This window comes from Parapedobacter sp. GCM10030251 (genome assembly GCF_042666505.1).
Lineage (GTDB): Bacteria > Bacteroidota > Bacteroidia > Sphingobacteriales > Sphingobacteriaceae > Parapedobacter.
The window spans coordinates 896,458-916,948 of sequence record NZ_JBHTDN010000001.1 but is presented as its reverse complement, the minus strand read 5'-3'; the positions used below and the strand labels follow the sequence as shown (position 1 = coordinate 916,948).

Genomic DNA, 20,491 nt, shown 5'->3' with positions numbered 1-20,491 from the left:
TGTACAAGCGAATATCACCCTGAAGGGCCTGGTTTAGGAATAGGCCACTTCCCTACCCTGCACACTCGAAGCCGCAGGCAACAGGAACCCAATACGAGGAAAAAGGTCTTTTATCCATAAGCTGGTCGATGCTATCCAATCGATCTCATTGACATGCAGATGGCGAAAAAATGTACAGCGTCATCGCACATGTTACAACTTTAAGAACTTAATTGTGATACCTAACTGTCCTAAATGATAAAGGTCGTGATGGATAAGCCCCTCAATTAAATATTTAAAGCTGTATCCATCACGGTACTTCTTTTCCAGAAAACTATCGTCTTTATCGGACAACAGCTCAATGAGCGTATAGGTACTTTTATAGAATTCCGTTTGGAGATTTACCCAACCCATCTCCTTTAATTGGTCGTTTGTACGCCAGTTTTCAGGACTATCAACTGTTAAATTGGCATCCAAGCCCTTCAACTTGCGGATAGATTCAAGTCGCCATACCAATACATGAGAAATAAGCTCCGCTACACTGTGTAATTCAGGCAAAGGCCTTTCAAAAACGTTGTCCGCTCCGACACTTCCTATTTTCTTTTTAAAATTTTCATCGAGCCAGTTTTCCTTTTCTTGTATATCCAATAGCTGCGAAATGATATTTTGAATGAGCTTATCGTTCGGTGCACTATTTTTCGTTTGTGACGGATGATGTTCCATAACGGTATGGTGTTGTTATTTTGTTCATACGATTGCTGGTGCAATCGACATGTGTGTGAGTAATTTTTTCAATTCAATGGTCGTAAAGATAGCAAACTCCTTATTATACCAAAATTTAACGCCTTACACCGCTGGCAGACCATGCCATGAAAACGGCCGCCGAGCGATTCCACGATCGCCGAGCTGAAACTGGGGTAGATCAGGTACCAACGCTAAAAAGACGAGCTCATCAAAGGTATACTGCATAAACTGCAATTCATTGGCACTTAAGCGGCCTATTGGTTGAAGTTGGCTGTGGAATACCCTGTAAAATGACTCGTAAATCGCTATCTTTGTCTTACGAATGTTATCACGGAATCCAGCCAAATGATATGCCCATTATAGCACTAGAAACAACGATTGCGGCGCCAATAGCGGTTTGTTTTGACTTGGCCAGAAACATCGACTTTCATCAGGTATCTGCAGGCAAAACGAGAGAACGCGCGGTGGGTGGTGTTACCTCAGGGCTGATTAGCCTTGGTGAGACTGTTACGTTTGAAGCGACCCATTTTGGTGTGCGGCAACGACTCACGTCTATAATTTCGGCGTATAATCGGCCCAATTATTTCCGCGATGAGATGGTTAAGGGTGCATTTTCATTCATCCGGCATGACCACTGGTTTGAAGAAAAGGAAGGGCTGACGGTGATGAGGGATCGCTTTGAATTCGAATCGCCTTTTGGGATACTGGGACAATTGGCAAATTGGTTGGTACTTACGAATTACTTAAAGCGGTTTATAAGTGAACGGAACATGGCTTTGAAACGGGAAGCAGAAAGCATTGTCAAACCTATCGATAACGGAATGAACTACCATCGTATTGCCCAGCAAATCATCGGCATGGAAAAGGCGGACCAGGAACTCCGGTCTCGGCTTGCGCAAAGCGGCCAGCTGTCGGAAGGCTATCACAAGGCGATGGAGCGTCTCCACAACGAACATGCGCAGACGCTGGAAGGCATCATCGATAATATCGGGTATCCGACCATAGGTAAGGTGGGAACCGCAGCCAGTGAAGCCGCCTGGCTGATCATCCAGCATGCCATCGGACAGCCCGACTTCATGAGGAAATGCCAGAAGCTACTGGAACAAGCCGTGCAGGAAAAACAGGCCGACCCCAAAAACCTGGCCTACCTGACGGACCGGATCGCCGTGCTCGAGGGGAGTCCGCAACTTTACGGCACCCAGTTTGACTGGGACGAAAGCGGGGAATTGAAGCCCAACCGCTTCGACGATCTCGATCGGGTCAATCAGCGCCGGGCCTCCATTGGGCTTAACTCCCTCGAGGAGCAGACAGCGGTTATGGCGCGCCGCGCAAGAAACGATAACGAATCTCCACCCATGGATTTGAAGAAAAGGAACCGGGAAATGGACGAATGGCGGAAATCGATGGGATGGATTACCCCGTGACCTCAGGAATGCGATCTAAATCGCTCAAATGGTCATTAACGATTGCTTTTCCAAATTCATCGTATTTGGCAATGATTTCTGGCGTCAGCTCTCTTTTGTTCAATACGTGAACTTGTACTTGAAAACGAAAAGCACCTTTAAAGAATCAGAAACAGTTTTATAATCGAACGCCGCAAACCATTCTTCATCTATAGGAAGGTAGTGACCCCATCCGCGGACCAACTTAACTTCGTCTTTGTTTATAAATTCCCCCAAAGGGGTACCTATATATGCTTTGCCATTAATTTTAAAATGGGAATCTGTCGTTGAAATACCGACTATCTTATTATCTTTTGAGACACCGCCCCTGAATTCAACGTCCTCTACAACAAAAACTACCTCATCCGTTAGGCCTACCGGAGGTGGAAGAAATATTCCCCCTTCTGCCTTACTTCCGGTCCAAACTTGTCCAATTTTGGGGAGTTCTTGCGAAAAGCTGCTCTCCGTCATTGTTAGAAATATGAGCAGTAAAACAATTCTAGTAAACCAACTAACACCGATTATTGGCGCATATCGAAAAACATCAAAGCTCATGAGTGGAAACTTAACAAGGTGAACGATTTACCCGATTTCTTCATGCTGGGAACTGAACACTTAACGACCGTTTTCACACCACATCCGGAACAATAAAAGGCGACCGGTATTCGCGGGTTAGCAACGCGTCGGCTTCCGGATCGTTGATGAATTTCATGGCTACTGGATCGAAATTTAGTGTTCGCCCCACGCGATAGGCAATATTGCCAAGATGGATGAGCGCACAGGAATAAAATCCTTCCCTAATGTCTCCTTTTGCCAATTTCTGGTCGTTATACCGGATTGCATCGATAAAATTTGCATAGTGGTTACCGAAACCTTTTCCGTTTTCGCCCGGCTCCTTCTTATCGCCCATAAATGTCTGCCATCGATTGAGGTTTTTAGTCATGTAGCCTTTTGATCCAAAAAACAAGTTGCCTACCTCATTATCCGAACTCACCATATACGTGTTGTCATTCGGGTTTTCCCCGCCGATTCCCTCGGAATTTGAAAGCCAATGGCGAACCTCAAATTGCAGGAGTTTTTTCGCGTCGCCCCCACCCTGCGGGTTTGGGAATTCAAAAACAGTGAGCTGCGTGTTGGGCGTTTGCTGGTCATCGTCAAACATGAAATGGCCGCCAATTGAGCTGATCCTGGTAGGCAATGCAACATTAAGTCCCCACCGGGCAATATCCATCTCGTGAACCCCCTGGTTGCCGATATCACCATTTCCATATTCCCAGTTCCAATGCCAGTTATAGTGGAAGCGGTTTTTCGAAAAAGGGCGCTCGGGCGCCGGACCCAACCACAGATCATAATCTACGCCGGGAGGGATCGGCTCGTCGGGCGTGCGCCCAATGGTATGGCGCCGTTTATAGCAAATGCCTTTGGCCATATACACTTCACCAAGCTTCCCGGCGTGCAAAAAATCAGCCATGCTTTCCGCACAGGGGTTACTCCTTTGCTCGGCCCCGTCCTGTACAATGACCGGGTACTTTTCCGCGGCTTCCACTAACTTGCGGCCTTCGTAAATATTATGGCAACAGGGTTTTTCGACAGAAACATGTTTACCGGCTTGTATCGCCCATATCGCGGCCAACGCATGCCAATGGTTCGGTGTCACAATGGAAACAGCATCGACGTCCTTATTTTCATATAAGACGCGCAAATCGGTATAGGTCTTTGGCTTTTCCAGTCCCTTGTCAACAAAATGCTTTTTTATTCGGGGTTCGAAAAAATTCCGATCGATGTCGCATAGCGCGGTCACCCGCGCGTTTTTGAGCTTTGAGTAACCCTCAATGTGGTTTTGGCCCATTCCACGTATACCAATGACGGCCACGTTGACCCGTTCGTTGGATCCAAGAATTGAGGCGTAGGATTTGGCACTCATGCCAGACGTTGTCAATGCCGCACCGGTGGCGCCAATCATACCTTTGCGGATGAATTCCCTTCTTTCCATAGATGTAATCAGGTTTGATGAAATGAGTTAGTTGCACTTCGCTTAAACCGTAAAGTTACACCTTTGATTAGACTTTATGTTAAACGCTTGGATTTTTTTTAACTGCAAGTGGCTAGTGTGATTCGAGGAAAAGACCGAACTGTACCGATAAGATTTCCAGGTTCTGCTCCGGATCGGTTCTTCGTCGACTTGTTACTTTTACGCTCATACTATGCGAAAAGAACCGTTTTTGATAAATAGCCCAAGAGATCTGAAATCCTATCCGAAAGAGACATTGCCTTTAGTCTGCGCTGATCTTCGAGAGCAGACCATCGATCTTGTTTCCAGATATGGCGGTCATTTGGGTTCATCCCTTGGCGTGGTCGAACTGACAGTGGCCCTTCATTACGTTTTCAATGCTCCCGAAGATAAGATTATCTGGGACGTGGGCCATCAGGCGTATCCGCACAAGCTCCTTACAGGGAGACGGGGGCTTTTTTATACAAACCGCCGGCTTCATGGGATCAGTGGTTTCCCCGTTCGTAGCGAAAGTGAATATGACGCTTTCGGCACGGGGCATTCCTCCACATCTATATCGGCAATATTGGGCATGGCAATGGCTGCGAAGCTTAACGGGCAGACGGAAAGGCAGCATGTGGCCGTAATCGGGGACGGCGCACTTACCGGGGGGATGGCTTTTGAAGCGCTCAACAATCTGGGATACGAGGATGCCAATGTCCTGGTCATACTCAACGACAACAAGATGTCGATTGACAAGAATACCGGGGCCTTGAGCCAGTATCTCGTTCAACTTACCTCATCGGGCTTCTACAATCAATGGAAAAGCCGAACAAAACAATTTATCCTAAAAACAAGCCATAAGGGCAGGTCGTTAAAAACATTAAAGAAAATAGAGAAAGTCTTAAAAAATGGTGTGCTGCCGTCGGGCAATTTCTTTGAAAGTTTGGGCGTGCGTTATTTCGGAACGATAGACGGTCATGATGTTACTGCGTTGGTAAACGTATTGTCCAACCTAAAAAAAATCAAGGGTGCAAAACTGCTCCATGTCCGCACCGTAAAAGGCAATGGTTTTGAACCCGCTACCAATGACGTGGTGACGTGGCATGCGCCCGGCAGGTTCAATAAAGCTACGGGACTTCTTGAACAGGATGCCAAACGGAAGGTGACCTTTCAGCAGGTATTTGGAGAAACGCTGCTGGATTTGGCGCAAAAAAATAACCATATCGTAGCCATTACACCTGCTATGCTCACGGGATCTGCCCTCATAAAGATGAAAGAGCGGCTGCCCGAGCGGGTGTTTGATGTGGGAATTGCCGAACAACATGCTGTAACGTTTGCCGCAGGATTGGCAGCTTCAGGCAAATTGCCCTTCTGCACGATCTATTCAACCTTTTTACAACGGGCGTACGACCAAGTAATACACGACGTTGTACTGCAGAAACTACCGGTTGTTTTCTGTATAGACCGCGCCGGAGTGGTCGGAGCAGACGGGCCGACCCACCACGGTGCTTTTGATATTGCTTTTCTTCGTTGCCTTCCGGAAATTGTATGTGCCGCCCCAATGGATTTGGACGAACTGCGCAATCTTCTTTATATGGCGCAGTTGGATGGACGGGACTTTCCTTTGGCAATCCGCTATCCCCGGGGGAAAAGCACTCGTCCGCTCATAAAACTGGCTTATGAAAATGTGCAGATTGGAACAGGCAGGCTTATTAGAGCGGGCAGAGATATCGCAATACTAAGCCTTGGGGTTGTAGGACAGTACGCAACAGCAGCTTGCGAATTATTAGAGCGAGACGGCATTGTGGCGGCACATTACGACCTGCGCTTTTTTAAGCCGTTGGACGAACAGCTTCTACATGAGGTATTCCGCCAGTACCGTATGATAATCACGGTAGAGGATGGATGCATAATTGGAGGTGTGGGAACCGCTATCATCGCTTTTGCTCATGAACAGCACTATTTCGCAACCATCAAATGTTTGGGGCTGCCGGACACATTTGCGCCACAGGGAACACAGGAAGAACTACACGCTTTATTTGGTTATGACACAAAGGGAATAGTATCGGAAGCGAAACGTTTAATAGGGAAAAATTAGATACATCTGTATTAATTGTAAATTTACACGGTACAGATTCTGGTTTATGCAATGAAAGATTATCGATACAGCGTCTTTACCTCTTCTATCGAAGCTAAAATCACTACGGGGGTTTTAAAGCCGGGCGATAAGCTGCCTTCTGTCAGGCGGATTAAAGAGGAATATAACCTAAGCACAAGTTCGGTGCAGAGTGGATATGACTATCTTGTCTTTAAAGGGCTGGTGATGAGCATTCCCCGCTCGGGCTATGTCGTGGCTGCACAGACCAAAAAAATAAGTGGAGAGCCGCAGATTGATTTGCCGCCAATACCAAGAGACCCCATATTTAGGGAGAATGTTATCCTTACTTCCAATATAAAGCAACATGCTGAATTTGCATCCCTGAATGCCGCAACGCCGTCCGATTTTTTCGTACCGCAGAAGTTGGTGCTTAGGACCATGCAACAGGTCATCCGTGAAAAGGGAGCGGCACTGCTGCGCTATTACCCGACCAACGGTACAGATGAACTTCGGGAACTGCTCACCAGACGTTCGGCAGGACATGGCGCACGGGTTCAGCCGGAGGAACTGCTGATTACGGACGGAGCTTTACAGGCACTATATATTGCACTCGCAATAACTACAACTCCGAACGACATTATAGCGGTGGAAAGCCCCTGCGTATTTTCGGTATTGGAGGTTATCGCCAACCTCCGGTTAAGGACGATTGAAATCCCGGTCAGGAACAAGGAGGGCTTTGATACGGATTACCTCAAAAACGTATGCGACAAAAATGCCGTTAAAGCAATCGTATTAACCCCTAACTTTCATAACCCGACCGGATTGTTGTTGACGGATGAACGGAAAAAAGAGGTACTTGCCATTGCATCACATCATCATATTCCCATTATCGAGAACGATGTGTATGGTGACCTTTACTTCCGTAATCCCCGACCGTCCAACATCCGGAATTTTGACACCAGTGGTTCGGTCATTACCTTTTCTTCGTTTTCGAAAACCATCGCCCCAGGCATACGCTTGGGGTGGATGGCGGCGGGCCGCTTTCTTTCAAAAGCCGAACGGATGAAATTTTCGTTGGGGAGGTCGGTTTCACCGCTGAACCAAGAGGTGATTGCCAAGCTGCTCGGAAGTGCTACTTATGACCGGCATCTGCGGACATTCCGCCGTGAATTGGAGCGGCAGGCTATACAGCTTGCAGGGCAGTTCAGTAGTTATTTTCCCGAAAACACCTATACCGAAATCCCGCAGGGCGGATATTCCATTTGGAACAAACTCTCTGCCGACGTTGATATGCAAGGGTTTTACAAAAGTTGCGAAACGCTCGGCATCCATTTTACCCCTGGTACGACCTTTTCCTTTACCGATGCCTATGACCATTGCTTCCGAACGATATTTTCGCAGCGTATTACAGCTGCCAGTATTGATGCCATCAAAACATTAGGTTGCTCCTTAGCGCCCTGACTGTACCGATTTGTTTTCATTTCTCTGTATCGTATACCGATTTGCTTACTGCCCTATATTTGTTTAAAAAGTTATTACAAGATGGATATAGTGTCGAAATTTACCATAGCATCGGATGAAGGGTTACATAATCTTTTCGTTCTGAAAGAGGCCCAAATCAGGGGAATGTATAAGGATTCCGTAAAGAAAGAGCAGCTGGATAAATACATGAAACAACAGCTTGATGAAAAGGAAGCCATCAACGACCTGAATAATCTAAGCACACAGATGGCGACCGTATATATAAACAATACGCCCGCTGGGTATGCCATTATGAGGCAATCCGTAAGCAGACCCGAGGTATTGACAAATCAAAAAGTTATTAATTATAGCGTTTTTTATATCATGCCGGAACATGACCATGATGAAACAAGAAATTCCTTGTGGAACAAGTGTTTGTCCGTAACGCAAAGGTATGATGCCATATGGATTGAGTTGCTTCAAACGGATCCGCTCATTCCGTTTTTGGAAAGCTGTGGATTTAAGATACAAGAGCAATCCCAAATGAAGCCTTTTGACAAAGATTCCTATATCTTAATACGGAGAAGGAATAACGACTAGGATATCACGGAAGGCAAACAGATGGAACAGGATAATTACGTTACATGACTACGATTACGCCAGCTATTTTGGTCACCCTATCATTATTCTTACCCACCACAACACCCGAAGTTCTCAGCCATTTGGGAGGCTCACCGTTAACGGGATTGATTTTATGTTCGAAATGATATAGCTTATCGTGATCAACAACGCCTGCAGCGAGCTGTTTCAAGCCCGCCATCGCGTGATCGTCGAGAATTTGCGATATATCTACGTCTTTGAGCGGAACCGGTGCATCTTCCGGTATCCCGTAAATTTTTTTCGCACCACGGGAGAGTTCGAATGACATGTCTTCCAAATCGAGCGACCAATAACCAATACCCGGCAATTCGACTTCCTTGAATATGGATTCCAGTATTTCCAACATCCTAGTGCCTGCGTTTTCCAGTGCGATGTAACTTTCCTCCAACTCCTGGCCGGTTCTTAACAGCTCCTTGTAGAGCTCGTCATTCTGTTCTTCGAGCGTGGAGACAGTGTTCGTCAGCTGTTTGTTTTCGGTTTGAGATCGGGTAACATCGTGTATTGTCTGCATAATATACTCCGGCTCCATAGCTGCTTTTTCAAAAACACTTTCAAAAAAAACCGGGCCGGGTGTATTTGCTAAAGTGTGAATCAGTGTGATCCTCGTTGTTTCCTGATTAATTGATTTGAGTGCTCGCATGATCGCAGCATTTCCAGCAGATTCCGTCAATTTTAAAGCAGACATCCCTTCCGGCGACTCGACCTTCCATAGTTTCGCAAATGCTTCATTGGCGTAACGGATTACAAAATCGCTGGCAGAATAAACGGCAATAGGTAAACTAATTCCGTTTAGCATATTCAGTAATGGACTGGAAAACGCGTCGTTTTTAGTATTCATCTCACTATGATTATATTGTCGTTGGCAAGGTTAAAAGGAAAGCGGTCATTTACAGGATCACCACCAATATTCAATGCTTAATCCCATCTTTTGCAAAACCATAAGTTATTAGCCTGCATCTTTGTCAGTCCGTTTGGCAAATATCCGAAAGTTTCTTGAAATGTGAAGATTGGAAATCATTAAAACCGGCGAATTAACGGATAACCTCCGATCCAATTGTTTTTTCTATCGAGCGTAACAGTTGTTCATGGCTAAGCCCTGCATTATCCATCTGGAAAATAAAGCGGTCAACAAGTCTGCGAACGTAAAGAGTCCCTTAATCCGACCGAAAGCCTACTGAAAACACCGATCCTTCACCTAGCGACGACTCCACCCGTATAGTTATCGAAAAGAAGTGCGCGATGCTACGTACGATGGACAACCCCAATCCAAAACCTTCACCACCATGATGGTGTATCCTGTTGAACCGTTCAAAAATCTCCTCCTGTTTAGATGGCGGAAACCCTTCGCCGGTATCACGGATATGTATCCAGTAGCCATCAGGTCCGATCGAGTCATAAACGTCGATATGCCCACCCTGTTTATTATATCGGATCGCATTTCGGATTAAATTTGAAAACAAATGAAACATCAACTCCTTATTCAGGTTTGGAATGGCTTCCAGACGTGTTATCCGATTGGTAAAGGTTATGTTTTTAGTTTCCAATTGGGGCGCCAGCTCTTCCCTTATTCCGCTGATAATCCGATCGATCCTTACGGCCTCTCCCCTATGGAATTGTGCGTTGTCTATCCGGGCAATCAGCAACATCGACTTAACGATACTATTTAGCCGGCTCAGCGTGTGCATCATCTCCAGCAGTTTTGCAGCTACTGATTCGTCCAAACCCTCCGAAAGCATCAGGTTTTCAATTTTGCTTTTCAGGATGCTGATCGGTGTCAACAGCTCATGCGAAGCGTTGGCAGTGAATTCCTTTTCGCGGTCAAAGTCCTGCCTGACCCGTTCCATCAATTCGATAAACGATTCGTCCAGCAACCTGAAATCACGGGTTGAGGTACGGATGGGTTGCATATGCCCCTTAAACGGAAAACGCTGCCCTACAAGCCGAGTTTTGATGATTTGACCCAGCGGTTTGAGGATAATCCGGGAGAAGAAAAAGTCAAGGATGATGGTCACGGATACCAAACCGATGAGCACATAAAGCGCAATCCGGCGGATGGCGATGTTGTACTGCTGGATGGTGGCCGTCGTCCGCCCAATCTCCAGTAAGTACCGTTGGCCATCGTAGCTAAATGTACGGCTCAATATGCGGTAATTGAGCGTATCGGCTTCGATCAGCCGCAGCCCGTCGGCTATTTGGTCGATATCGGCCACTTCCGGTCCGACGGGCTCCATGGAGATGTATTCCTCCTTGAGCATGGTATAACTACCGAAGCTCGCTTGATCTTGCAGGTAGGGCTCCATCCCATTCTGTTCGATGGTCGCGAACACTTTGTTTTCCTGCTGCCTAAGGTAGTTGTTGATCGAAGTCAGCGAAATCCAATCGAATATATAGGGAAGCAACAGCAGAAATACCGCGATGATCGCCAATTTGGACAGCGTAAAATATAAGGTCAGCTTGGCATTTAGATTCATTGCGCCGATCGGATTTTATAGCCGATGCCCCGGATGGTCTCTAGCCAGGTTACCTCGGCAAATTCACCGAGTTTTTTTCGGATGTTCTTGATATGGACGTCGATATAATTGGAGTCGCTCTCGTCTGCTGCAAAATCTCCCCATACATGTTCATAGAGCTGTATCCGGCTTAGCGGCTTGTTTCGGTGCATGATCAGGTAACTGAAGATATCGAACTCTTTTCTGGACAGATTGATTTCGGTGTCGCCGAAGTACACCAGCCGTTTGCCCAAGTCGACCTTAAAGTCTCCGATCGGCATGGTATCATCAGCCAGTTGGAATTTCCTTCTGGATATCGCCTGCATCCGCGCCTGCAGTTCCAACAGCGAAAAAGGTTTGGCCAGGTAATCATCCGCTCCAAGCTCCAGTCCCTTGATCCGGTCTTCCAAGTCGCCGCGGGCAGTTAGTATAATCACCGCCGCTTCCGGATTGTATTTCCGGCAGTCCTTAAGTACCTCGAGTCCATCCCTATCGGGTAGCCCCAAATCAAGCAAAATGAAATCATACGAATTAACGCCGATGCTTTCAGACGCTGACGCAGCATCGCGTACATGCACGCATACATAGCAGGCCTTATTCAGAAACGCTTCCATTTCGATGGCTAGGCTGCGTTCGTCTTCAACGATCAATACGTTCATGGCATGATGAGCTAATGGTTTCAAAATTGGTAATAAAAGCCAATAGATAAAAACGACCGGGGTTTTCTTGAAATCGCCTCGACGTTCGGATCCAATACGGACAGTTGATAAGTAACTGCAACAGCATAGCTTGCCCGAAAATAGTATACGGGTAAGGTAAACGTGTACGAGATCATTTTGAAATCAGTCGATTGTACCGCAACGGTATCTGTTTCCGCTCCGGACCGGCCCAGCCCCGGAGGGCTGACCGGCAACAAATCGACCAACCGTCCCAGACGCTGCCGTTCAGACACGTAATACTGATAATACCGCTGTGTACCGGCCACTACGTCAATACCGGGTTCGATAACGATCATGTCTTCGGGGTTGAATTGGCCAATTTTAACCTTTTTTGAGTTGCCTAATGTCACGAAATAATCGGCTTCTTTGCCGAACATGTAATCACCGGTCAACTCAGTCTTAAAAGCATGTTCGACCGCCAAGGAAGCGCTCACGTTATCTGTATTAGCCGCCTGAAGCAATGGGGAGTTCTTTGCATAGAAAGAACGGATATACCCAAGCCCCAACTCCACATTTTTACCTAACTCAAACTCGAATCCGGCGCCTAGTTGGGCGGCGGACGCCCCGTCATCGATGGTCAGCAGTTTATAACCTCCAGCGGTGAGGTAAAAGTAATAAGGTGTTCGCAACGTCGCGTTGAGCAACACATAAGGCAAGCGCTCTTCGGCGGTTTGCCCGTAGTAACTTGCGTTGGTACTATAGATTGAAGCCAAGGTCAATGAAGTTTTACGACCTGTTGAGTCGCTTTGGGCATGACCTGTCAAGGTAGCCACACCAACCATGGTGATGGCCAAAAATAATCTCATCTTCATACGGTTATGTGAATGGCTGGAACAGACTTCCGATCATAGTTTAATTTTAACCGGTATCGCTGTTTTCACTTCAGGGACTTTCACTTTCGGAACCTTCACTTTCACTGGCGGATTCACGTTGACGGATGGCACGGAAATGGGCTTCGCCCGCCGCCGGGCTTTGGGAACTCGCTTCACGGTTTCAATTATATCGTTCGCGGTTTGGCCCGGGCTTGCGCCCGCTGCTTTGTCCGTCGCATTGGATTTATCTTCAGATGTTTCCGCTTTCCGCGGTTGCCTTTCCTTTTTGTCTTCTTGTTGCTGGGCGACGCTGGCGGTGTCTGCAACCGTAGCTGCTTCCCCCCGCACAACGGCCACTGCAGGCGCACCGGCTAGGCAGCACAGCAATGTAAGAAACCCGATAACCCAACCCTTATCCATAATCAGCAAAACAGTGGGATGCCAACAGCAATGGTCGGCATTCCACAAAGGTAATCATTTCTGGACTAAAGTTTTACACCCAATCCTGCTTTAACATGCACATTACTCTTTACATTAACGGGCTTCAATTGGATGTCGGTGTTGGTCCTAACCCGGGTTTTTACTTCGGTAGACAAATCGGGAATGTCTGCTTCAAGTTTAATGTTTCCGACGTTGGGAGAAGCCTCCAATGCGTTGACCATGGCAACTCTGCTTACGATATTGCCGTTGGCACCTGATAGCTCCGGAGAAGTCGCTACGGCACGCACCGCCATTCCATGATCAGCGGCTGCACTCACATGTTCGCTAACCGAGAGCTTCCCTGTTCCCTCGGCTTTGGCCACAACCGCCATTTCATGCGCCGATTCCACCGCCGTTGTCGCTTTTTCTATCGCTGCGGCCTTAATGACGGTCGCAGTTGCCTCGCCCTTAGCTTCTGTTTTCGCCTGTTGCGCGGCTTTTATTGTACCTTCACTAACTCTAGCGGTGGATTCCGCTTTTGCCTTACTTTTCACTTTTACCGCATTCTCCTGTGCGATGGCGGTGAACACGGCCACCACGGCAATCGCTGAAATAAACATTTTTTTCATAGCTCTTTTTTTAATGTTAATTGACACAAAACTATAGGGGCAAGATGAAGAGAAGATGAAAATCTGAAAAACCGCGTCATAAGACAAAGCCCGCCTTTCCTTTATCCGATCGGCCTGCCTCAAGAGCCACACCTTCAGGATTGCATAGAGAAAGTCGACAGCGATGTTAGCTGTATTACAGAGTATTGCAATTCCAATCTCTGGCAATACAGTAACTGTAATGGATTCCCAGCTATCTACCGGCGTTCATTCCGTAACGAAGAATGACTGCACCGCTCTCTAGTGGGCGTACCTCGATGGCCTTCAACTTGGTGCGGTCTATGCCTTGGAACAGCGACAATCCATTGCCCAGCAGCACCGGTGCTATGGTAATCCGGAGTTCATCTACGAGCCCCATCCGAAATAGCGCCGATGCAAACTCCCCCGCACCCCAAGCAACCATGCTTTTGCCTGATTGTTGCTTCAATGAAGTCACTTCCACATGGGGATCGCGTGCAATGCGCGAATTCGCCCAATCGATCGATTGAACGGTCTTCGAGAACAAGATGTGCGGGGTGCCTTCAGCCCATTGGGCATATTTCCTTTCGTGCGGGTCGGCATCCGGATCGGTCAGTACCGACCGCCAGTAGCCGGCATACTCCGCATATGTGTTGCTTCCTAACAGCACGGTATCTACATCTGCGAGATCGTTGAACATGTGCTTCCAGATTTCCTCTCCTGACGATACCCAGTCTCCTTCGCCATGTGGTCCGGCGATGTAGCCATCCAGTGACATCCCCGCTGATACAATTAGCTTTCTCATGATAATTATTTTTAAGGTAAAGGTACAGCGTGTTTTACTGTAACCGTGAGGTGTGTAAATGACATAGTAGCAGGTGGATTACGACATTTCCGAATATCGGCTAGTCCAATAATCTTGCCTTCGACTAAGGGATGGCGTCAAATTTATCAATCAGGTCTCATATCATCGGGGTTAGTCTTATCGTCGCCCATTAGTGGTTCAAAGATTTCGCGCGTAGAATTTTTCGTAATAATATCGCCCTAATGAATAGGCGTCAGCGAATCAACGTGTTCCCCTACTACGCCTTTATCATAAGCTGCTAGCTGACCAAATTTGGTTATTAACGATTGCTTTTCTAAATTCATCGTATTTGGCTATGATTTCCGGCGTCAAATCCATAGATCGGAGTGCGTTCAGCCCATTGCATATTCGATTAATGAGGGATTCCCTCTACCAGAATTTTGTCTCCAGCTTTGTCAAAGTAAGTGCACGTCATTTCGTCCATACAAATTTCCCATTTTTCGACTCCTGTTTCTGCACACATTTTGATAAAGGTTAGATAGTCGGTTTTCCCTTGTTGATGAACCAATAATTCTGCTTTAAATTCTTCTGTTTTGGGACTGTCTGCAATCGTTAGCGGCTCATACTTTGCAGGAACTTTTACCGTATAGTTGTTGCCTCCATGGTAGTCAATATGACCGTCGGACACATGGGCTTCGTAATGCGTAACGCCCAACGATTTGATTTCTTTGATGTAGGCTGGGAAATCTGCACCCGATTTTACTTTACTGTGAGCGGCTTTGATCTGTTCTACTGTAAACATTTTTTTGATTCTATTGTTAAAACGGTTTGTTGAATTATTCGCAATCATAGTGCTCAGGCCTCTGAAAATGACTGTTTACTTTAAGTCAATTTCTTTCATTTCATTACTTATGATTACAATACAAAGATGCTGAACCTAAAATCCCTGTAATTGTAAAAAATCGTTTTTCTACAAGAAGCGTTTAAAATTTTCGGGAGTATCGCCCGTGAACCGTTTGAAGTCCTTGATAAAATGGGCCTGATCAAAGAAATTGTTCTCGTAGCAGATTTCAGTCAGCGATTTTGTTTCGTCCAGATTGTCAAGAACCGAATTGAAACGAACAATGGAAGCAAATTTTTTGGCGGTTGTTCCAACCACTTTTCTAAAGCGCTTCTCAAAAGGGCTTTGGCTGATCAATAATTTTTTATTCAGTTCTTTTACCCTGATCGTTCCTTTGGATTGATAGATAAGTTTAACCGCCTCGACAATAAGTTTGTCCGTTTCAATGTCTTTGAGTTGAGCGAGGAGAAACTGCTCAACTATTTTTATTCGTTGCTTGTCGGTAGAGGTTAACGCTAATTTTCCCTCTACTTCGTTCACTTTTTCTTTTTCAAAAATGTCGTACAATGAAAGGCTTAAATTAAAAAGCTCGTTGGCTGGATGAGAAGCAAAATGTGTAAAACCGATTTCGGTAAAGTAAACCAAAATAGTTCCAATGCCCGCCGAATTTTTAAAAATCCTATACCCATCAGAAATGCCTGTAATGCCTGCCGTTGCCAGTTTGCTTTCCGTATTGTTTCTTATTGTAGCAAGTTGTCCTTTGTATTGAAAGCCGATGACTAATCCCGAGGAAGGGAAAACCTTGTATTCGCTTTCCAATTCATTCTCCGATACTACAAAATATTTGATGTAGGGTTTCAGGCGTTCGGTCGGAAAATGTTTGTCAAATTTCATTGTGCTCATGTGCTTCAACAGGTACATCCACTTATTTATGTCGGTGAGCAGATGATCTCCGGCTTTTACAAAGTTAGCTGTTTTGTCAGATTCTTGATAGTTTTCATTGGTCTGACAGAGCCCTTTCGGAGGGCACTAAAAACTTAAAACCAGGCCAAGCAACCAGGTATTATAGATACACCGAAACGTCGACCGGTTTTGTAAACTGCCTCCAGGATCTGTGTTGACGTGTAAGGGCTATCAGGGATGGCTATTAACACTAGAAACCCGTTACCTCTAGGGTAACGGGTCCACCCGAAGGCTATTAAGTGTTTAAGACTATGCAACGACGGTAATGCCTATAAAGTGCAGAAACATCACCTGAGCAGATGATGGGGATAGCCGCTGACAATCGGCTCTCGTCCCAGTCCCACCACCTGGCTTCCAAGAGCATTTCAATTTCTTGATCGCTGAATCGCTTTTTTATAAGCCGGGCTGGATTCCCACCAACGACCGCATAGGGGGCTACGTCCTTGGTAACCAAGGCCCGGCTACCAATTACTGCACCGTCGCCGATGCAGACACCGGGCATAATCATGGTCTCACTTCCGATCCATACGTCATTCCCGACAACGGTATTCCCCGCACTGGCAAATCCGTCGACTGCGTCGTTGAATGCTTCGACTTCTGGCATGTAATGGAAGGGGAAGCTGGAAATCCAGTCATGCCGATGGCCTTGGTTGCCTGCCATAATAAAACTCACGCCACTGCCGATGGAACAGAACGCTCCAATAATTAGCTGGTCTACATCGCGGCGATCGGGAAATAAATAGCGTGCGCAATCGTCGAATGAATGCCCATGGTAGTAACCAGAATAGTAGGAGTACTTTCCGGCAGTGATATTCGGATTTGTAATATGGTCTTTTATGATTTTGCCCTTAAAGGGGCTTTCAAAGAAGTTTTTCATCTCTATTAGCAAAATATAAACAAATATAGGCTAGGAACAGCCGGTTGACTATTCACGGATAATCGATTTGGACTTTGCTAATCTGAGACTTTCATGGAGCAAATTTAACTATTATCGTTGCAACTCGGCCATCATCTTTGTAAAGAACTAAACATTAGGAAAGGTCTGGAAATAATACCCAAAGTGGCAGGGCAAACAATATTTTGCGTACCAAATAGCGGAGTGGCATTGGCGAGCGAACAAACGGCCCGACAAATAAAAAAGCTGAGTTATTTCTTTTTTTTAATTTCGTAATGGCCAATGGTTTTTACTTATGTTAAAAGTGGTGAAAAATTAAAAAGTTTAAGATTTCGATCCGCAAAGAACACCAAGCCCCGAGCCGCAGCCGGATAATGCTAAAAAAATAGCATACCCACATTTTAAAAGTGAATGGACTGAAAACATATTTAAGGAACCTAATTTACTTCACGGAACGTGAAACGGAGGTATTCGTCACATTATTTGCTGAAATTGAATTAAAAAAACACGATTATTTTGCAAAAGAAGGTGAATATTCTTCAAAATTAGCGTTTCTATCCGAAGGTATAATGCGGGCGTTTTTCCGAAATACATCCGGGAATGAATACAATAAGACCTTCTTTACCCCACCTATGTTTGTGGCTGCGTATTCGTCCATTACGACCAAACAGAAAAATCTAATAAATATCCAATGCTTAACGCCTTGTTCGATATTCGTAGCCGATTTCGACAAAGTTACCGCACTTTATAAAGACTTTCCAAAAATTGAAAGCCTTGCCAGAATACTGGCAGAATACAAGTTCGCCATAAAAGAAAAAAGAGAAATTGAACTTGTTACCCTTGAAGCAAGAGACCGCTACGAAATCTTCAAAAAGGAATATCCCGGTTTAGAGAATCACATCAGCCAATACCATATCGCTTCTTATTTAGGCATCTCGCCCACACAGTTAAGCCGCATCAGGGCAAAAAGGTAAAATCTTTACCTATGTAAATGTTTTCCGCTTTTCTTCTCGCCAATTTTGCAGAATGAGCTCATGAGCTCCATCAGCAATCGAAAAAAAAGTTAGGTGAAGAACAAATTTAATCGAATGAAAATGAAATTATTATTAACCCTGGTAGTTGCCGCGAATATGGCTCAAGCGCAACGCAACAAAGTTCTATTTGTAATGAGTGCGGCTGATACCTTGGAATTGAACAACGGAGAAAAATTTCGACAAACAGGGGTGTTTTTAAATGAGTTTTATTTGGCGTATAAGTCCGTAACAGAAGCAGGGTATTCCGTTGATTTTGCAACGCCAGGCGGAATTGTTTCAACAATAGACGAGGAAAGTGTTGACGACAAATATTGGAAAGATAACCTTACCGTAAAAAATGAAGCCCTCGAATTTGTTAATACGGATAGTTTATTCAACAACCCGAAAACACTTGAAAAGGCAATCGAACATAAATCCGATTACATCGGCCTGATTATTCCCGGTGGGCAAGGCTTAATGGTGGATTTAAAGACTGATGCCAATATTCCGGTTTTGCTTAAATACTTTGCAAAAGAAAAAAAGCCAACAGGACTGATCTGCCATGCGCCTAGCCTTATCTTAACCATACCAAAAGATGAAAACCCATACATTGGATTCGAAGTGAATTGTGTATCGCCTGTTGAGGAGTTTGTTATCGAACGGTTCATCATGAAAGGAAAGCCGCAGACCAGAAAAATAGCGAAAAAATTAAGGAGACTGGGAATGAAATACAGACAGGGGCTCCCTAAAGCGAACTTTGCAGTTAGCGATAGAAATTTGATTACCAGCCAAAATCCTTTTTCCGGAGATGCCTTTAATAGACACTACTTAGCTTCACTGGCCAAATACCAACAGAATAGCTCAAAATAAAAGACTATTACCCAGTGAATGATAGGCGAGATAAAAGCGGGCGACCGCCGTACTTCGGCGAAGGACGAAATACGTTTAGTCGGCCAGACGAATGTCTGTTTTTTCCTCCGTATCTAGATACTCCAAAATGTCACCGGGTTGACAGTCCAATGCCTTGCAAATTGCTTCCAGGGTGCTGAAGCGAATTGCTTTTGCCTTTCCGGTCTTCAGGATAGAAAGATTGGACAGTGTAAGATCAACTCGTTCGGAAAGTTCATTCAACGAAATTTTCCGCTTTGCCATCATCACGTCTAAGTTTACAATAATGGGCATCGCTTAAATTGTTAAGTCGTTTTCAGATTTCATGTCTACGGCATTTTGCAATACTTTTTCAAATATAGCCGCAGCCGTTGCGACTACGATAGAAACAAACGTAGTGACGATACACATGGCAAGAAAACCAGCAGGGTCGTCGTCTTGATGATGGGATAATTTTACGAAAAGCCCTGCCCCTACAATTGCAATACTCAGTACGATTGCGCAGATCTTGATGTTCTTTAATCGCTTAACCGCGTTTGATGAGAAGACCTTATTCTGTCTGATGCAGCCAAGCAATTTGTGTGCATTGTATAATGCGACAAAAAATGCGATCGATGCCGCGTAGCCATATAAGATGAACGGATCTACGTAAATGCTGAACACGTCCAAGTTTGTGGCCCGGCCCTCAACCAAGGGGAACCAGATCAAGATAGCCAGTGCGACAATGCCGATGAGCACGGTGGCTGCCTGAAGGAAAACTATTGAAATACTTTTCATACAACTATGAATTTAATATCGCAATGTAAAAAATATTTATTGATAAACAATAAATATTTTTTACTTAATAATACTTCAATTTAAACCAGGTCGTGACATATGTTGTCTATAATCGCTGAACCCCTACTTCTTTCGCCCAACGCATATATTGATCATTCATTTTTTTCACTAGATTCGGATATGCGGCACTGAGATCACGTAACTCAACCGGATCCACAGCTAAGTTATATAACTCGCAACGGTTGTCGTCAAAACCTCCAACAAGCCATATTGAGGAACCCTTGATACGGTCCTGGTTTTAGAGCGCGATCAGCCTCGCTTACCATTGCTCCCATTCCGGCTTCGTGCGGATACAGGCCGGTCAGCAGCGAAGCCCGCGTGGGGCAACATCTGGCTGCATTGTAAAACGAGCGAAACCGCAGTCCGTTGTCTGCTAGCTGGTCCAAATTGGGTGTATGCACTTCGCCGGTAACTTGCGCTATCGGAATATCCCATATCATCCGCCAAAATGACGATAATATTGGGCCGGTCAGCAGGAGCTTGCTGACCCGACACCCGTTTGGCCGGTGCTGCAATCGCTGCACCGGCCAAAGCCAAAAGAACACTTATTTTAATGTGTTTTTCATACTAATCTTCAATTTCGGCCAATTGGGAGACGTTTCGTTCAGCGCCGGGGTAGCCTTCGTTCTGGTTAATAATACCCAGCGTATTGGTATTAATCGCATCTGCAGGCACGGGAAACAACACGTGATACGGACTTATCCGGCATTCCGAATTACCCCAACGAATATCCAAAAATGTTTACTATTTTTTTGTATGCCCCTCGAGCTTTGGCGCATTGTCGAAAATAGTTACTTTTGGTAGTG

The 20,491-nt window shown here is 45.5% G+C and carries 23 protein-coding genes; 6 read left to right on the top strand and 17 right to left on the bottom strand.

Annotated features, from left to right (window positions below; all coding sequences use genetic code 11):
- Nucleotides 1-192: 192 nt before the first annotated feature.
- A complete protein-coding gene (locus ACFQRK_RS04045; protein WP_379003899.1) occupies nt 193-702 on the bottom strand; it encodes a DinB family protein in 510 nt (169 codons plus the stop codon).
- Between the two features lie 371 nt (nt 703-1,073).
- On the opposite strand from ACFQRK_RS04045, the gene ACFQRK_RS04040 reads away from it, so the two are divergent.
- A complete protein-coding gene (locus ACFQRK_RS04040) occupies nt 1,074-2,147 on the top strand; it encodes a DUF6624 domain-containing protein (protein WP_379003898.1) in 1,074 nt (357 codons plus the stop codon).
- A 99-nt stretch (nt 2,148-2,246) separates the two neighbouring features.
- Here ACFQRK_RS04040 and ACFQRK_RS04035 read toward each other — a convergent pair whose 3' ends face one another.
- A complete protein-coding gene (locus tag ACFQRK_RS04035) occupies nt 2,247-2,720 on the bottom strand; it encodes a hypothetical protein (protein WP_379003896.1) in 474 nt (157 codons plus the stop codon).
- A 73-nt stretch (nt 2,721-2,793) separates the two neighbouring features.
- A complete protein-coding gene (locus ACFQRK_RS04030; protein WP_379003894.1) occupies nt 2,794-4,158 on the bottom strand; it encodes a Gfo/Idh/MocA family protein in 1,365 nt (454 codons plus the stop codon).
- A 211-nt stretch (nt 4,159-4,369) separates the two neighbouring features.
- Between ACFQRK_RS04030 and dxs the strand changes: the two genes are divergently transcribed.
- The 3 genes from dxs (at nt 4,370) to ACFQRK_RS04015 (ending at nt 8,317) form a co-directional block, all read left to right on the top strand.
- Nucleotides 4,370-6,256, top strand: coding sequence for a 1-deoxy-D-xylulose-5-phosphate synthase (gene dxs / locus ACFQRK_RS04025; protein WP_379003891.1), 1,887 nt, complete (start codon nt 4,370-4,372; stop codon nt 6,254-6,256).
- 51 nt (nt 6,257-6,307) lie between these two features.
- Nucleotides 6,308-7,717 carry a PLP-dependent aminotransferase family protein gene (locus tag ACFQRK_RS04020; protein ID WP_379003890.1) on the top strand — a complete coding sequence of 470 codons (1,410 nt, stop codon included), beginning with the start codon at nt 6,308-6,310 and terminating at the stop codon, nt 7,715-7,717.
- Nucleotides 7,718-7,798: 81 nt separating this feature from the next.
- Nucleotides 7,799-8,317, top strand: a complete 519-nt coding sequence (locus tag ACFQRK_RS04015; protein ID WP_379003888.1) for a hypothetical protein — start codon at nt 7,799-7,801, stop codon at nt 8,315-8,317.
- Between the two features lie 40 nt (nt 8,318-8,357).
- Here the strand turns inward: ACFQRK_RS04015 and ACFQRK_RS04010 are convergent, their stop codons facing one another.
- The 10 genes from ACFQRK_RS04010 to catB form a co-directional block, all read right to left on the bottom strand.
- A complete protein-coding gene (locus ACFQRK_RS04010) occupies nt 8,358-9,215 on the bottom strand; it encodes a hypothetical protein (protein ID WP_379003885.1) in 858 nt (285 codons plus the stop codon).
- Between the two features lie 316 nt (nt 9,216-9,531).
- Nucleotides 9,532-10,848, bottom strand: a complete 1,317-nt coding sequence (locus ACFQRK_RS04005; protein ID WP_379003883.1) for a sensor histidine kinase — start codon at nt 10,846-10,848, stop codon at nt 9,532-9,534.
- Nucleotides 10,845-11,525 carry a response regulator transcription factor gene (locus tag ACFQRK_RS04000; protein ID WP_379003881.1) on the bottom strand — a complete coding sequence of 227 codons (681 nt, stop codon included), beginning with the start codon at nt 11,523-11,525 and terminating at the stop codon, nt 10,845-10,847. Before ACFQRK_RS04000 ends, ACFQRK_RS04005 begins: the two co-directional genes overlap by 4 nt.
- 20 nt (nt 11,526-11,545) lie before the next feature.
- The gene (locus ACFQRK_RS03995; RefSeq protein WP_379003879.1) at nt 11,546-12,391 is read right to left on the bottom strand and encodes a hypothetical protein; all 846 of its coding nucleotides are present in this window, start codon (nt 12,389-12,391) and stop codon (nt 11,546-11,548) included.
- A 39-nt stretch (nt 12,392-12,430) separates the two neighbouring features.
- Nucleotides 12,431-12,817, bottom strand: a complete 387-nt coding sequence (locus ACFQRK_RS03990; RefSeq protein WP_379003876.1) for a hypothetical protein — start codon at nt 12,815-12,817, stop codon at nt 12,431-12,433.
- A 65-nt stretch (nt 12,818-12,882) separates the two neighbouring features.
- Complete coding sequence (locus ACFQRK_RS03985; RefSeq protein WP_379003874.1) at nt 12,883-13,446, bottom strand: hypothetical protein; 564 nt, start codon at nt 13,444-13,446, stop codon at nt 12,883-12,885.
- A gap of 232 nt (nt 13,447-13,678) precedes the next feature.
- On the bottom strand, nt 13,679-14,248 hold the full coding sequence (locus ACFQRK_RS03980; protein ID WP_379003872.1) for a dihydrofolate reductase family protein: 570 nt from the start codon (nt 14,246-14,248) through the stop codon (nt 13,679-13,681).
- A gap of 412 nt (nt 14,249-14,660) precedes the next feature.
- A complete protein-coding gene (locus tag ACFQRK_RS03975; protein ID WP_379003870.1) occupies nt 14,661-15,050 on the bottom strand; it encodes a DUF1398 domain-containing protein in 390 nt (129 codons plus the stop codon).
- Between the two features lie 168 nt (nt 15,051-15,218).
- Entirely contained in the window at nt 15,219-15,992 is a 774-nt protein-coding gene (locus ACFQRK_RS03970) for a helix-turn-helix domain-containing protein (protein ID WP_379003868.1), read from the bottom strand.
- A gap of 295 nt (nt 15,993-16,287) precedes the next feature.
- A complete protein-coding gene (gene catB / locus ACFQRK_RS03965; RefSeq protein ID WP_379003867.1) occupies nt 16,288-16,929 on the bottom strand; it encodes a type B chloramphenicol O-acetyltransferase in 642 nt (213 codons plus the stop codon).
- A gap of 425 nt (nt 16,930-17,354) precedes the next feature.
- On the opposite strand from catB, the gene ACFQRK_RS03960 reads away from it, so the two are divergent.
- Together ACFQRK_RS03960 and ACFQRK_RS03955 are read left to right on the top strand one after the other, a co-directional pair.
- Complete coding sequence (locus ACFQRK_RS03960; protein WP_379003865.1) at nt 17,355-17,921, top strand: Crp/Fnr family transcriptional regulator; 567 nt, start codon at nt 17,355-17,357, stop codon at nt 17,919-17,921.
- A 120-nt stretch (nt 17,922-18,041) separates the two neighbouring features.
- On the top strand, nt 18,042-18,830 hold the full coding sequence (locus ACFQRK_RS03955; protein ID WP_379003863.1) for a DJ-1/PfpI family protein: 789 nt from the start codon (nt 18,042-18,044) through the stop codon (nt 18,828-18,830).
- 75 nt (nt 18,831-18,905) lie between these two features.
- Here ACFQRK_RS03955 and ACFQRK_RS03950 read toward each other — a convergent pair whose 3' ends face one another.
- The 4 genes from ACFQRK_RS03950 to ACFQRK_RS03935 all read right to left on the bottom strand — a co-directional run bounded on the left by ACFQRK_RS03950 (nt 18,906) and on the right by ACFQRK_RS03935 (nt 20,420).
- Nucleotides 18,906-19,142 (bottom strand): helix-turn-helix domain-containing protein, encoded by a 237-nt coding sequence (locus tag ACFQRK_RS03950; RefSeq protein WP_379003860.1) that lies wholly within the window; start codon nt 19,140-19,142, stop codon nt 18,906-18,908.
- 3 nt (nt 19,143-19,145) lie between these two features.
- A complete protein-coding gene (locus ACFQRK_RS03945; protein ID WP_379003858.1) occupies nt 19,146-19,625 on the bottom strand; it encodes a DUF2975 domain-containing protein in 480 nt (159 codons plus the stop codon).
- A gap of 248 nt (nt 19,626-19,873) precedes the next feature.
- Nucleotides 19,874-20,125: a sulfatase-like hydrolase/transferase gene (locus ACFQRK_RS03940; RefSeq protein ID WP_379003856.1), complete on the bottom strand. Its 252-nt coding sequence runs from the start codon at nt 20,123-20,125 to the stop codon at nt 19,874-19,876.
- Between the two features lie 127 nt (nt 20,126-20,252).
- Entirely contained in the window at nt 20,253-20,420 is a 168-nt protein-coding gene (locus tag ACFQRK_RS03935) for a hypothetical protein (protein WP_379003854.1), read from the bottom strand.
- Nucleotides 20,421-20,491: the final 71 nt, after the last annotated feature.